General features: G+C 70.5%; 13 protein-coding genes. 4 read left to right on the top strand and 9 right to left on the bottom strand.

Annotation, left to right across the window (positions count from 1 at the left end; genetic code table 11):
- Positions 1–80: 80 nt before the first annotated feature.
- From F4558_RS00955 to F4558_RS00930, 6 genes are all read right to left on the bottom strand, one after another.
- A complete protein-coding gene (locus tag F4558_RS00955; protein WP_231640156.1) occupies positions 81–404 on the bottom strand; it encodes an Rv1322 family protein in 324 nt (107 codons plus the stop codon).
- Between the two features lie 60 nt (positions 405–464).
- Entirely contained in the window at positions 465–1,529 is a 1,065-nt protein-coding gene (locus tag F4558_RS00950; protein WP_167942922.1) for a hypothetical protein, read from the bottom strand.
- Positions 1,526–2,020 (bottom strand): SigE family RNA polymerase sigma factor, encoded by a 495-nt coding sequence (locus F4558_RS00945; protein ID WP_167942921.1) that lies wholly within the window; start codon positions 2,018–2,020, stop codon positions 1,526–1,528. The genes F4558_RS00950 and F4558_RS00945 overlap by 4 nt, the downstream gene beginning before the upstream one ends.
- Positions 2,021–2,060: 40 nt before the next feature.
- Positions 2,061–3,851: a 3-hydroxyacyl-CoA dehydrogenase family protein gene (locus F4558_RS00940; protein WP_053658700.1), complete on the bottom strand. Its 1,791-nt coding sequence runs from the start codon at positions 3,849–3,851 to the stop codon at positions 2,061–2,063.
- A 167-nt stretch (positions 3,852–4,018) separates the two neighbouring features.
- Positions 4,019–5,083 carry an alpha/beta hydrolase gene (locus F4558_RS00935; protein ID WP_167942920.1) on the bottom strand — a complete coding sequence of 355 codons (1,065 nt, stop codon included), beginning with the start codon at positions 5,081–5,083 and terminating at the stop codon, positions 4,019–4,021.
- 102 nt (positions 5,084–5,185) lie between these two features.
- Positions 5,186–5,602 carry an FHA domain-containing protein gene (locus F4558_RS00930; RefSeq protein WP_053658695.1) on the bottom strand — a complete coding sequence of 139 codons (417 nt, stop codon included), beginning with the start codon at positions 5,600–5,602 and terminating at the stop codon, positions 5,186–5,188.
- Positions 5,603–5,853: 251 nt separating this feature from the next.
- Between F4558_RS00930 and F4558_RS00925 the strand changes: the two genes are divergently transcribed.
- On the top strand, positions 5,854–7,350 hold the full coding sequence (locus F4558_RS00925) for an aldehyde dehydrogenase family protein (protein WP_053658694.1): 1,497 nt from the start codon (positions 5,854–5,856) through the stop codon (positions 7,348–7,350).
- 79 nt (positions 7,351–7,429) lie between these two features.
- Positions 7,430–8,083, top strand: coding sequence for a class I SAM-dependent methyltransferase (locus F4558_RS00920; RefSeq protein WP_053658691.1), 654 nt, complete (start codon positions 7,430–7,432; stop codon positions 8,081–8,083).
- A gap of 3 nt (positions 8,084–8,086) precedes the next feature.
- Here F4558_RS00920 and nucS read toward each other — a convergent pair whose 3' ends face one another.
- On the bottom strand, positions 8,087–8,746 hold the full coding sequence (gene nucS, locus F4558_RS00915) for an endonuclease NucS (RefSeq protein WP_053658708.1): 660 nt from the start codon (positions 8,744–8,746) through the stop codon (positions 8,087–8,089).
- Between the two features lie 71 nt (positions 8,747–8,817).
- On the opposite strand from nucS, the gene F4558_RS00910 reads away from it, so the two are divergent.
- Complete coding sequence (locus tag F4558_RS00910) at positions 8,818–9,435, top strand: DUF4126 domain-containing protein (RefSeq protein WP_053658689.1); 618 nt, start codon at positions 8,818–8,820, stop codon at positions 9,433–9,435.
- 160 nt (positions 9,436–9,595) lie between these two features.
- Here F4558_RS00910 and F4558_RS00905 read toward each other — a convergent pair whose 3' ends face one another.
- Positions 9,596–10,189, bottom strand: a complete 594-nt coding sequence (locus F4558_RS00905) for a hypothetical protein (RefSeq protein ID WP_167942919.1) — start codon at positions 10,187–10,189, stop codon at positions 9,596–9,598.
- 878 nt (positions 10,190–11,067) lie between these two features.
- Between F4558_RS00905 and F4558_RS00900 the strand changes: the two genes are divergently transcribed.
- Complete coding sequence (locus F4558_RS00900) at positions 11,068–11,364, top strand: DUF1540 domain-containing protein (RefSeq protein WP_053655666.1); 297 nt, start codon at positions 11,068–11,070, stop codon at positions 11,362–11,364.
- A gap of 200 nt (positions 11,365–11,564) precedes the next feature.
- Here F4558_RS00900 and F4558_RS00895 read toward each other — a convergent pair whose 3' ends face one another.
- The gene (locus F4558_RS00895; protein WP_167942918.1) at positions 11,565–13,571 is read right to left on the bottom strand and encodes an ethylmalonyl-CoA mutase; all 2,007 of its coding nucleotides are present in this window, start codon (positions 13,569–13,571) and stop codon (positions 11,565–11,567) included.
- Between the last annotated feature and the right edge of the window lie 21 nt (positions 13,572–13,592).

Here is a 13,592-nt window from a genome sequence, read left to right as displayed (position 1 = left end):
ACAGCGTGATCCAGGTCGCTCAGCAGCGGGGCGCAACGCCAGCCGGCCAGCGGCGCGGCGCCACGCCCAGCCGGGCCGTCTCAGTAGCGCGGCGTACCCCGACCGCGCTGCACGGCCGGGCCGCGCCGCTCCCGGGCCCGCCAGCAGCCGCTGTGCCAGTGCCGCCGGTCGGTCAGGTCACCCAGGCCGTCGGCAGGCCAGGCCACCAGGTGCGCCACCCCGGGCCGGATCTCCTGGTCACAACCGGGGCAGCGGTACGTCTTGACCGACGCGCCCGCGCCGATACCACGGACCTGCCAGGCGCCGTCGGTCCACTGCTGCACCGAGGCGACGCCCTGCCGGACGCGGTCGGCGTCCAGGTTGGCGTTCTCGTCCCGGCGAGGGCGATTGCGACGGGGGCTCACAGTCACCAAGCGTACGGTCCCCCGGGCGGAACGACCTTCCGGGCCGCCCGGCGGCTGGAGTCACTCCCAGCTCCGCGGCTTGGTCGGGTCCTCGGACAGTTTCACCTGCGCCAGCAGGGCCGTCGCCTCCGCTTCGGTGAAGATGTTCGCCGGTCTTTCGCCGTCCCAGGGCCAGCCGAAGTCGGCGGTCAGCCTCGTTCGGGGTATGCCGACAAGTTCCAACCTCGTCCCCTTGGCGGAGAGCAACGCGGGTCGGCCCGCGATGGTCCGGTCCGCCTCGGTATAGGTGCCCGCCCGGCTCGCGTACCGGTACTCCACCGACATGTTCTCCACCGGGGACCGCTGAAGGGCGAACCGGGCGGTGACCAGTCGCGGGTACGAGGCGATGTCGACGGAGCAGACGGTGACCCTCGCGCCTTCGGGCAGGGCACCGAGCCGCAGCGGTGCGGCGCACCGGCGGGCCTCCTTCCAGCGCAGGGCCCCGACCGCCTGATTCAGGACGGCACGGTCCCCGTGCAGCATGACGGCACGGGCGTACAGGCCCGGCACGGGCTGCCACAACTTGACCAGCCCACGGGCCATGCCGCTGGCCGGGCGTACCGCACCGTCGAAGTTCGGGCGTCCCGGTTCGGTCACCTCGAAGGACGCGCCGTCGATGGTGACGCTGCTGGGAAATTCGATCGACCTGCCGACGTCGATGCGCACCTCTTCGCTGCCTGCCACGCTGAGCCGTACCGTCTCGACCTGATCCCGGATCACCTCCCAGCCCAGGTAGCGGGCCCGGTCCGGGTCGACGCCGACGTGCAGCACCTGCGGATCGGCACCTACCAGCGCCGGGTCGGCGGCGGCCCCGGGCACTCCGTCGGCGCGCGGCGGCACCACGGTGGGCGTGGGCGCTGCCGTGGTCCAGGGCATGCGGCCGGTCAGCCCATTGAGGCCCGTCCCGGTCACCCCGACGACGCCGAGGGCTCCGATCAGGGACAGCGCGGTACCGGCGGCGACCCGGCGGTGCGCCTGTCGGCGGCGGCCACGAGCACGGGAGGTGTGCAGCAGCTGGTCGATGTCCACGTCACCCTCGGCACGCTGCCGCAGGGTCCGGGTGATCTGTTGGTCGAGGTCGGTCACGGCCGGCTCCCATTCGTGGCCGGGACGCCGCAGCGCTCCCGGAGGTTGGCGAGCGCCCGCATCGCATGAGTGCGGACGGTGACCGGCGAGCAGTCCAGGATCTGCGCGATTGTCGCGTCGTCGAGGTCCTCGTAGTAGCGCAGCACCAGTACCGCCCGTTGGCGGTCGGGCAGGCCGAGGATCAGCCGCCACATCTCGTCCCGCTCGGCCGCCTCACCGCCGACGTCGCCACGGTGCGGCCGGTCGTCGACGCTGTCGACGACCAACTCGCGGTTCGACCGGCGACGCCACCAGGAGTTGTTGGCGTTGACGAGCATCCGGCGCACGTACACGTCGGGACGGTCGGCCCGGGAGATCCGCCGCCAGTGCACGTACGCCCGGGACAGCACCTCCTGGGTGAGGTCCTCGGCCCGGTGCTCGTCACCGGTCAGCAACCGCGCCAACCGGACCAGTGCCGGGCCGCGGCTGCCGACGTACTCCTCGAAGGTCACACCTCTCAGACGCCGCCAGGACCGCCCAGCGTTTACCGGGTCAGCGGTGCGAGTGGTCGCGGAAGCCCCGGCGGGTCTTGCGGCCCAGGTAGCCGGCGGTGACCAGGTGCTCCAGCAGCGGTGCGGGCGCGAAGCCCGGCTCGCGCAGCTCCAGGTACAGCTCGCGCTGGATGGCAAGCGAGACGTCCAAGCCGACCACGTCGAGCAGCTCGAACGGGCCCATCGGGTAGCCGCAGCCCAGTTTCATGGCGTGGTCGATGTCGTCGGCGGTGGAGTAGCTGGCCTCCAGCATCTTCACGGCGTCGTTCAGGTACGGGAAGAGCAGCGCGTTGACGATGAACCCGGACCGGTCGCCGCAGACCACGCCGGTCTTGCCGAGCGCCGCGCAGACCGCCCGGGCCGTGGCCGTGGCCTCCGGCGAGGTACGGATGGTACGGATCACCTCGACCAGCGGCATTACCTGCGCCGGGTTGAAGAAGTGCAGGCCCACCACGTCGGCCGGCCTGTGGGTGGCCATCGCCACCTCGATCACCGGCAGCGAGGAGGTGGTGGTGGCCAGCACGACGCCCGGCTTGCAGATCTCGTCGAGGCTGGCGAAGAGGGCCTTCTTGACGCTCAACTCCTCGATGACCGCCTCGACCACCAGGTCGACGTCGGCGAGGTGGTCGAGGGTTGCGGACCAGCTGATCCGGCCGAGGGCGGCGTCGCGGTCGGTCTCGGCGAGCTTGCCGCGCACCACGCCCTTGTTCAGCGAGGTCTTCACCGCCTCGCACACCTTCGCGGACTTCTCTGCGCCCCGGGTCACCGAGACGACCTCGTAGCCGGCCTTCGCGAAGACCTCGATGATGCCGGTGGCCATGGTTCCGGAACCGACGACGCCGACCTTCGCGATGGCGCGGGCCCCGTCGGCGAGCGCGGCCTCCGCGGCCACCGGCGTCGCCTCGTCGGGTACGACCTTCGGCGAGCCCGGCCGCTCGTAGGTGTAGAAACCCCGACCGGATTTCCGGCCGAGCAGCCCTGCGGTCACCATCTGCTTGAGCAGCGGCACCGGGGCGTGCCGGCGGTCCCGGCCGCCGCGCCGGTACATGGTGTCCAGGATCTCGTACGCGGTGTCCAGGCCGATCAGGTCCATCAGCGCCAGCGGGCCCATCGGCAGGCCACAGCCGAGCTTCATGGCGGCGTCGATGTCCTCCCGGGTCGCGTAGTGCGACTCGAACATGCCGACCGCGTGGTTGAGGTAGCCGAACAGCAGCGCGTTGGCGATGAAGCCGGCCCGGTCGTTGATCGTCACGTCGACCTTGCCGAGCCGCGCGCAGAGCGCTTCGACGTCGGCGACCACCTCGGGCGCGGTGACGACGGTACGGACCACCTCGACCAGCTTCATGACCGGCGCCGGGTTGAAGAAGTGGATGCCGATGACCTGGTTGGGCCGGGTGGTGGCGACCGAGATCTCGGTGACGCTCAACGACGACGTGTTGGTGGCGAGGATGGTGTCCGGCCGGCAGACCCGGTCCAGCTCCGCGAAGATCCGCTGCTTGAGGTCGAGGTGCTCGGGCACGGCCTCGATGACCAGGTCGACGGAGTGCAGCGCGTTCAGGCCGACGGCGAAGTGCACCCGCTCGTTCAGGGCGTCCCGGTCCGCGGCGGCGAGCTTGCCCTTGGCGACCGCCCGGTCGGTGGAGCCGGCGAGGGTGGCCCGGCCACGTTCCAGCGCCGACTCGGAGATCTCGACGGCGATCACGTCGATGCCGTTACGGGCGAAGACCTCGACGATGCCGGCACCCATGGTGCCCAGCCCCACCACACCCACGGTGTTGAACTCGCGCGCCACGACCGGCCTCCCCAGACACTCCGCACAACCGCTGAACGGTCGCTAAGTTATGCGCGCGAGTCTGCCACGTGACGCTCGGTTGTCGAGACGCCGTGGCATATTTCACCCACACCGCCACCGACCGCCGCTGCCGGGCTCATCGGTTGTCAGCCGCCGAGGCGTCGGGCTCAGACGGCCGGCACGGTGGTCAGTGCCAACAACTCCGCGACGAACTCCGCCGGCCGCTCCAGGTGCGGGCTGTGCCCGCACTCGGGCAGCACCACCTCGTGGTACGCGCCGCCGGCCGCCGCGTACCGCTCCAGCACCGCCCGGGTCTGCCCGACCATCGGTTGCGGTGGACACGTCTCCTCGCCAGGCCAGCCGGGTACGACACCAAGCGAACCCAGGTACGCCAGGTCGAACAGCGAGGTGTCCGAGACGATCACGTCGGCGTCGCCGCGTACCCAGGTGATCGGAGGCTTCTCGGCAACGGCCACCAGCTCGTCGGCGAGCCGGAACCAGGTCGGCGCGAGCGCGTTGAGCACCCCGCGCTCCCCCGGCGCGGTCCCGGGCCAGTTCTCCGACGGCACCGCCGTTCCGGGGTAGTTGTCGTCGCCGGTCGCCGTGGAGAGCACGCTGTCCAGCAGCAACTCCTCGTCGGTGCTGAGCGACGCCGGGTCGGCCACGTAGGCCGCCCGCAGTACGGCGCGCGGGCTCGCCTGCGCGTCGGCGCCCCGATCGCCGGCCGCGAGTCGGGCGACGAAGTCCCCGTTGGCAGTGCCGGCACCGGTCCCGGCGAAGTCGGGCGTGGTCGGCGTGCCGTCCAGGTCACGGGTGCCACCGAAGCCGTACGGGGAGACGGGCGCGGCCAGCAGCAACGCGCCCACGCGATCCGGGTGGTCGACGAGCAGCCGCATGGCCACGCCGCCGCCGAGGGAGTGCCCGACCACAACCGGACGCGTGCTGCCGGTGCCGAAGAGCGTCGGGTCGTCGAGCAGGGCGGCCACGTCGTCGGCGAAGTCCCGCAGCCCTCGGGTGGCGTTCACCGGGGCGGTCTCGGAGTCGCCGTATCCGCGCAGGTCGGGAGCGACCACCCGCAGCGTCGGCGGCAGCCGCCGCACCAGCGGCTCCCAGAACAGCGAGGACGAGCAGTTGCCGTGGATCAGCAGCACCGGAATGCCGTCCGGCGGGCCCGCCACGCGTACCGCCTGGTTTATGCCGTTCGCCGTTACGGTCCGCAGCTCGGTCTCCATCCGCGGGATGGTGCCACGCCGCTTTACGTCGGTCCAGGTGTGCGGCGGCTATTCCGGGCGCGTCCCCTGTGTGGGGGCCGGCCAGGCCTCGCCGCGGTCGGCTCAGCGGCGCGTGGCGGGGGGTGTGGCCAGCGGCAGCGGCAGTGTCGGCCGGACGTCTCGTCGAAGGGGGCCGAAGCTGAGCCCGACCGGGTCCGTGTGCGCCACTCCCGGGTCGAACAGCCGCAGCTCGGTACGCCCGAGCCGGATGACGTCGCCGTCGGAGAGGCGTTCCACGTCGGTGATCCGGCGGTCGTTGAGCCAGGTGCCGTTTGTGGAGCCCAGATCCCGCAGGGACGGGCCCTCCGGGGCCAGCCACACCTCCGCGTGACAGCGGCTCAGGTGCGGGTCGTTGACCACCAGCTGGCCGGTCGGCGCCCGGCCGATCACCAGCGGCTCAGCCCGCAACCGGAAGCTCGCTCCACGCATCGGTCCAGCCGCGACCGTCAACAGCGGCAGCAATTCCGGATGTTCGTCCATGGACAGTCATCCCTCCCCCGTATCATCACTCCGCGCGTCAGCTTGCCATCAGACGGTAATCGTCAATACCGACCGGCCGGTCAGCTCCTCGCCACCTCCTGGACACCTGCTGTTCGACGGTTTGGGCGGGCGGACGCGACACGACCCTTCTGACCTGCACTGATCAACGAGCAGGTCAGCCGGTGCGCCCTCGTCCGAGTCGCCGAGATCACGACCTACCAGTGAGTAATCTTCGGGTCTAGACTTCGGCCATGACGGCTGTGCGTGTCCCGGGTCTCCCGATCATCGAAGCGGGTCAACTGATCTCCACCAGCCCGGCCACCGGCGTCGAGGCGGGCCGCCTCCCGATCGCCACAGCCTCCGACGTGCGGCAGGCCGTCGACCGCGCCCGCGAAGCCAGCGAGTGGTGGGCCGGCCTGGGCTTCCCCGGCCGCCGCCAGCACCTGCTGCGCTGGCGCGCGCTGCTCGCCCAACGGATCGAGCAGCTCGCCGAGCTGGTGCACGTCGAGGGTGGCAAGCCTGTCGCCGACGCCATCGTCGAAATCGTCACCGCCATCGAACACATCGACTGGGCCGCACGCAACGCCGGCCGGGTGCTCGGCCCGCGCCGAGTGCGGTCGCGGCTCATCCTCGCCGAGTTCTCCGCCCACCTCGAATACCAGCCGTACGGCGTGGTCGGCGTCATCGGACCGTGGAACTATCCGGTCTTCACTCCCGTCGGCTCCGCCGCGTACGCCCTGGCCGCCGGAAACACTGTGGTGCTCAAGCCGAGCGAATACACGCCCGCCGTCGGCCAGTGGCTGGTGGACAGCTTCGCCGAGGTCGTCGGCGAGCAGCCGGTCTTCACCGCGGTACACGGCCTGGGCGACACGGGCGCGGCGCTGTGCCGCTCCGGCGTCGACAAGATCGCCTTTACCGGCTCCACGGCCACCGCCCGGAAGGTGATGGCCGCCTGTGCCGAGTCACTGACCCCGGTGCTGATCGAGGGTGGCGGCAAGGACGCCATGATCGTCGACAGCGACGCCAACCTGGACGCCGCCGCCGAGGCGTGCGTCTGGGGCGGCATGACGAACGCCGGTCAGACCTGCATCGGCATCGAACGGGTCTACGCCGTCGACCCGATCTTCGACGCCTTCGTCGACAAGGTGGTCGCCAAGGCGGGCCGGCTCACCGTCGGGCCGGAGGGCACCGACATCGGCCCGATCACCATGCCCAGCCAGATCGACGTGATCCGTCGACACATCGAGGAGGCCGTCAGCTCCGGCGGGCGTGCCGTGCTGGGCGGCCCGAGCGCCGTGCAACCCCCGTACGTGCATCCGACAGTGCTTGTCGACGTCCCCGAGGATTCGGCCGCCATCCGCGAGGAAACCTTCGGCCCGACGCTGACCATCAACCGGGTCCGCGACGCCGACGAGGCCGTCGCCCGGACCAATGCACTGTCGTACGGCCTGGGTGGTTCGGTTTTCGGCAGGCGGCGCGCGGTGACCATCGCGCGGCGGCTGCGCTCGGGGATGGCCTCGGTCAACTCCACACTGACCTTCGCCGGGATGTCCACCCTGCCGTTCGGCGGGACCGGCGACTCCGGCTTCGGGCGGATCCACGGCGAGGACGGGCTGCGCGAATTCGGCCGCACCAAGGCCATCACCCGCCGGCGGGCCCGATCGCTGCTGCCGTCGATGACCTTCGAACGGACCCCTGCCGACGTAGCCCGTCTCGTCAAGGCCATCAAGGTTATGTACGGCAGATGAGTGTCGGATAACCGATCTCCGGCGAGATCAGCGTATCCACATGTTTGTACGTCGTCGTCGCGGCGGTACATTGCGTTAAATGGGCCACAATCGATTGCGCTACCGCCTTGTCGACAGCGACCGGTCGTGGAGCGCTCGGCAGAGGCGGCGTCGTTCGGACTGGCTGGTGCGCACATTTCCCGATATCGGGGATATGCACGTGGTCGACCTCGGCGGCCGGCTCGGCACCTGGCAACGCGCCACAGTCCGGCCGGCCCGCGTGACAGTGGTCAACCTGGAGCAGCCGCCCGCCGTCGTCCCCGAGTGGGCCCACGTCGAACAGGCCGACGCCTGCGACCTGCCGGAGCACGTCACCGGCGGCACATACGACCTGGTGTTCTCCAACTCCGTGCTGGAACACCTCGGAGGGCACGAACGCCGGCTGCGATTCGCGGCTGCCGCCCGCTCACTGGCCGACCGGCACTGGGTGCAGACCCCCTACCGGTACTTCCCCATCGAGCCGCACTGGATCGCGCCCGGAATGCAGTTCCTACCGGTACGGCTGCGCACCGCGCTCGCCCAACGCTGGCCGCTCGGCCACAAGCCGACCCGCAGCCACGAAGCCGCCATCCACCAGGTGCTCTGGACCGAACTGCTGGACCGCTCGCAGATGCGCCACTACTTTCCCGACTCGCGGCTGCTGGTCGAGCGGGTGGCCGGGCTGCCGAAATCCCTTATCGCCGTACGCAGCTGAGCCTCAGAAAAGCGTCAGCTCGTCCTTCTCGATGCCCCGCAGCTTGTCGTAGTCCACGACCACACACCGAATGCCGCGATCGGCGGCGAGCACCCGGGCCTGCGGCTTGATCTCCTGAGCGGCGAAGACCCCGACCACCGGGCTGAGCAGCGGATCACGGTTCATCAGTTCGAGGTAGCGGGTGAGCTGCTCCACCCCGTCGATCTCACCGCGCCGCTTGATCTCCACGGCGACCGCACCGGAGTTGGCGTCCCGGCACAGCAGGTCGACCGGCCCGATCGCCGTCATGTACTCACGGCGCACCAGCGTGTACCCCTCGCCCAGCACACCCGGGTTCGCGGCCAGCAACTCCTGAAGGTGCGCCTCCACCCCGTCCTTACGCAGGCCGGGGTCCACACCCAGCTCGTACGAGGTGTCCTGGAAGACCTCCTCCAGGGTGATCCGCAGCTCCTCGCCGGCCTTGTTGACCACCCGCCACACGCCGGGAGCCTCCTCCAACCGGCACGGCGGGCTCATCCAGTTCAACGGCTTGTACGCCCGGTCGTCGGCGTGGATGGACACCGACCCGTCCGCCTTCACCATCAGCAACCGGGTGGCCAGCGGCAGGTGAGCCGAGAGCCGTCCGACGTAATCCACCGAGCACTTCGCAATGACCAACCGCACCCGACGAGGGTAGCCGAGCATCCGGCGACCGCCACCGAGCGGCACTGGCGCGTCGATGCCATGCTGAGATCGTGTTCGAAGTCCTCACCGGCACCGGCCTCGCCGCCTCGGCGGGGCTGAACGCCTACATCCCCCTGCTCGCCCTCGGCCTACTCTCCCGCTACAGCAACCTCATCGACCTGCCCAGCGGCTGGACGTGGCTCGGCAACGGATGGGTCATCGTCATCCTGGCCGTACTGCTCGCCGTCGAGATGGTGGCCGACAAGGTGCCGGTCGTCGACCACATCAACGACGTGGTGCAGACAGTGGTCCGACCGACCGCTGGCGGGTTGGCGTTCGGCGCCGGATCGTCGTCGGAGACAGTGACGGTCAGCGACCCGGGAAGCTTCTTCTCCTCGCATCAATGGGTGCCGGTGGCCGTGGGCGTCGTCCTCGCCTTCGGCGTACACCTGCTCAAATCCGCGGCGCGACCAGTCGTCAACGCCACCACCGGAGGGTTCGGTGCGCCCGTCGCCAGCACCGCCGAGGACGCCACAAGCGTCGTCGTCTCCCTCGTCGCGATCCTCCTGCCGGTGCTGGTGCTCGCCTTCCTGGTCGGCCTGTTGGCCTTCTTGTACTGGTTCCTACGCCGGCGCTCCGACCGGCGCCGAGAACGCGAGGCAGCCCGCGCGGCCGGTTTCCGCGTCTGACGACCCCTCGCGCGGGGCCTCCGTGCCTCTGCCCGGCGCCCGATGTGCCGGCCTCGGCGCTCGGCGCCTGCGGCCGGGCCTCGGTCGTAGGTTGAAACGCCGATGGCCGGCACCCCGTGTTCGGGGTGCCGGCCATCGGTGTGCTGGGGTTTGTGGTGGGTCAGCTGTTCCAGTACTGGGCGACCAGGTCAGCGGCCTGCTGCTCCCACTGGGCGTAGGCGTCCGGGTACGCCGACACCTGCACCGTCTGCGCGGCCACGGTCAACGGCATGTCCTGCCACCCGTCAACCTGCTTCAAACCCTTCAGAAAGGCGGTGGTGGAGTAGTCGGGGTCGGTGATCTGCTCCGGCGTACCCCAACCCGAGCTCGGACGCTGCTGGAACAAGCCCTGCGAGTCGTGATCGTTGCGGTCACCCAGGTGGCCGAGGTTCTCCAGCTTCGACTCCTGCAGACTCGTGCCGATCGAGATGACCGCGGCCCGCTCGGGCATGCCGGCCTTCTTCGTGGCGGCGATGATCGCCTTGACGTTCGCGGTCTGCTCGTCGTTGAGGGCGATCCGGGACTGCGCGCCCTGCGTGCCGTGCGGGATCAACTTGCCGGTGTCGGGCTTGTCGGCCTGCACCACCGCGACCGGCTTGGCATCCACCGCCGCAGTGGCGGTGTCGTTGTGGCCGGCGATGGGGCCGGCGAAGATACCGCCGGCGAAGGCGAGACCGGCAACGGACAGCATGCTCTTACGAATGATCGTGTTCATGGGGGTAGCTCCTTCGGGGGTAGGAAACACCCACACACCACCGGGGGGCGGCGCACGGGTGTGAGCACCTCGTCCGGCGCTGCACAAAACAAAGGGGGGAGTCATTCGCGGCGGCCGGGCGCGGGGGCGCCTCTGGCGGCCGGTCCATGTGTAACCACCCGGGGGCCGGGACCATTCCCGGGGTCGGCCATCGTTTGGCCGAGCCGTGAGTCGAGCGCGGGGATCCAGCCCGAGGATATCGGCCAACCTCTGGCGCGGCGCCTTATCCGTCGCTCACGCACGTCGGGGCGTCGCCGCCTGGTGCGGTCGGCCAGTGTGTAACCACCAGGCCGGGCCAGGCATTCCACCCGCGCCAGCGGGCCGGGCAGTCGCGCCGTCGCCCGCCTCTTGGTGCGGTCGGTCAGTGTGTAACCACCGGGCCGGGCCAGGCATTCCACCCGCGCCAGCGGGCCGGGCAGTCGCGCCACGCCCAGCGGGCCGGGCAGTCGCGCAACGCTGCGCCGAGGCGGGCCGGGCGGTGCATCTCCGCGAGGAGGTCGCCTGCGGTCGGCCGTACTGCGATCGTCAGGGTATGTAACCCGGCCGGGGCCGCCACGATTCCGGCCTGAGGATGCCACCGGTCACACCCCAAAACCCGCCGCCAACGGACATACCACCCATATGCTCCGCCGGACGCCGGCCGAACCGGGCGCCCAGGCGATGATCGACTCGGGTTCCTTGAAACCGGGGCATCCACCGCATCCGGACACACCGGTTTCAAGGAAGGCGAGTGGATCAAAGGCGGGTCGGACACACCGGTCAGGTGGGACGGCTCGGATACTGGCGTTGATGAGCCGACAAATGCCTAGTATCGGGGCAAGAGCCCTCTGGAGGTCGAGATGACTGCAGCGTTGGAGATGCCCCGCGTCCAGGAGTGTGTGGTCGCTGCCTGTGCGTACAACCAGGCGGGCGACTGTCACGCCTTCGCGATCACGATCGGCAGTGCCGACCACGCGCACTGCCACACGTTCGTGGAGTCACCCGTCCAGGGCGGCCTGGGCACCCTTATCGCCCAGGTGGGTGCCTGCCAGCGCTCGGACTGCCTGCACAACGAGCAGCTCGAATGCCACGCGCCGTCGATCAGGGTGGGGCCGGACAACGACATGGCCGACTGCATGACCTACGACCACCGCTGACCTTCCACCAGGGCCAACCAGCCACGGATGGAAGAACGACCACCCAAGGACCGACGGCCACGCAAGGCGCCAGCCGACCATCCGAGCGCTGACCAACCACGCAGCGCCGACCGACCACAAAGCGCCGGCCGACTACGCAGGGCGCTGACTGACCGCGCAGGGCGTCCGCCCATGCGCAAGGTAGCGGCCGATCGCGCCGGTCAGGGTAGGGAATTGGTCTCCCGGATGACCGTCACCAGGTCGTCGATGATGGTGGTGAGGGCGAAGTCCTTCGGGGTGAAGACCCGTGCCACGCCGGCGGCTCGCAGCGCCTCGGCGTCTCCGGCGGGGATGATGCCGCCGACCACCACTGGCAGGTCGGCGCGGCCGGCGGCACGAAGCCCGTCGAGCACCGCTGGCACGGCGGCCAGGTGTGAGCCGGACAGCACCGACAGCCCCACCAGGTCGACGTCCTCCTGGATGGCGGCGGCGACGATCTGGCCGGCGGTCAGCCGGATGCCCTGGTAGACGACCTCGAAGCCGGCGTCGCGGGCGCGTACCGCGATCTGTTCCGCGCCGTTTGAGTGTCCGTCCAGGCCGGGCTTGCCGACCAGCAGCCGCAGGCGCCCGCTGCCCAACTCCCGGGCGGTGGCGGTGACCCGCTCACGGACCGCCACGAGACCCGGGTCGCCGCCCGTGCCGACGCCGCCGGCCAGGCCTGTGGGTGCCCGGTACTCGCCGAAGACCTGGCGCAGCGCGCCGGCCCACTCGCCGGTGGTAACGCCGGCCCGTACACAGGCGAAGGTTGCCGGCATGAGGTTGGTGGTGGTCGCGGCGTCCGCGCGGAGCTGGGCCAGTGCCGCGTCCACTGCCGCGTCGTCCCGTTCGGCACGCCACCGGCGTACGCCGTCCACGGCGGCGGCCTCGACGGCCGGGTCGACCTGCTCGACGGCCTCCGCTCCAGCGGCGGTCAGCGGGGAGGGTTCGGTCTCGACGTACCTGTTGACGCCGACCACCACGTCGGCTCCGGACTCCATCCGGCGGCGCCGCTCGGCGAGGGAGGCGACGAGTGCGCTCTTGAGGTAGCCCGTTTCCACGGCGGCCACCACGCCACCCAGTTCCAGCACCTTGTCCAGTTCGACCCGGGCCCCGGCGACGACGTCGTCGACGAGCGCCGTCATCACGTGCGAGCCGGCGAAGATGTCGGGGTATTCGAGCAGGTCCGACTCGTACGCCAGGACCTGTTGCATGCGCAGCGACCACTGCTGGTCCCAGGGACGGGGCAGGCCGAGCGCCTCGTTCCAGGCGGGCAGCTGCACCGCGCGGGCGCGGGCGTCGCGGGACATCGTCACGCCGAGCATCTCCAGCACGATGCGCTGGATGTTGTTCTCCGGCTGCGCCTCGGTGAGGCCGAGCGAGTTGACCTGCACGCCGTAGCGGAACCGACGCTGCTTGGCCTCGGTGACCCCGTACCGGTCGCGGGTGATCTCGTCCCAGAGCACGCCGAACGCGCGCATCTTGGCGATCTCCTCGACGAAGCGCACCCCGGCGTTGACGAAGAACGAGATGCGCTGCACCACGTCGCCCATCCGCTCGGCGGGCACCTGGCCGGAGTCACGGACCGCGTCGAGCACGGCGACCGCTGTGGCCAGCGCGAAGCCGACCTCCTGCACGGGTGTGGCCCCGGCCTCCTGGAGGTGGTACGAGCAGATGTTGACCGGGTTCCACCGCGGCATCTCCCGCAGGGTGTACGCCACCACGTCGGCGGTGAGCCGCAGGGACGCCGCCGGCGGGAAGATGTACGTCCCCCGCGACAGGTACTCCTTGATGATGTCGTTCTGGGTGGTGCCGGCGCAGCGGGCCAGCTCCGCGTCCTGTTCGAGCCCGACCGTGCCGTAGAGGGCCAGCAGCCACATCGCCGGGGCGTTGATAGTCATCGACGTGTTCATCTCGGCCAGCGGGATGCCGTCGAAGAGCGCCCGCATGTCGCCGAGGTGGGCCACGGGCACGCCGACCCGGCCGACCTCACCGGAGGCGAGTTCGTGGTCCGGGTCGTACCCGGTCTGGGTGGGCAGGTCGAAGGCGACCGAGAGGCCGGTCTGCCCCTTCGCCAGGTTGCGGCGGAAGAGGGCGTTGGTGGCGGCGGCCGACGAGTGGCCGGCGTAGGTGCGCATCACCCACGGGCGGTCACGCTCGGGCAGCCGGCTCGCAGATGCCTTCTCATCCATGGCCGGAGTCTAAGTTACCGT

Source organism: Micromonospora profundi (assembly GCF_011927785.1).
GTDB lineage: Bacteria > Actinomycetota > Actinomycetes > Mycobacteriales > Micromonosporaceae > Micromonospora > Micromonospora profundi.
This window is presented reverse-complemented; position numbering and strand designations above follow the sequence as displayed.

Coding starts and splice junctions, on each gene's coding strand:
- F4558_RS00920 (WP_053658691.1), top strand. CDS start 7,430: ATGGGCCACAATCGATTGCGCTACCGCCTTGTCGACAGCGACCGGTCG.
- F4558_RS00905 (WP_167942919.1), bottom strand. CDS start 10,189: ATGAACACGATCATTCGTAAGAGCATGCTGTCCGTTGCCGGTCTCGCC.
- F4558_RS00935 (WP_167942920.1), bottom strand. CDS start 5,083: ATGGAGACCGAGCTGCGGACCGTAACGGCGAACGGCATAAACCAGGCG.
- F4558_RS00925 (WP_053658694.1), top strand. CDS start 5,854: ATGACGGCTGTGCGTGTCCCGGGTCTCCCGATCATCGAAGCGGGTCAA.
- F4558_RS00930 (WP_053658695.1), bottom strand. CDS start 5,602: ATGGACGAACATCCGGAATTGCTGCCGCTGTTGACGGTCGCGGCTGGA.
- F4558_RS00900 (WP_053655666.1), top strand. CDS start 11,068: ATGACTGCAGCGTTGGAGATGCCCCGCGTCCAGGAGTGTGTGGTCGCT.
- F4558_RS00895 (WP_167942918.1), bottom strand. CDS start 13,571: ATGGATGAGAAGGCATCTGCGAGCCGGCTGCCCGAGCGTGACCGCCCG.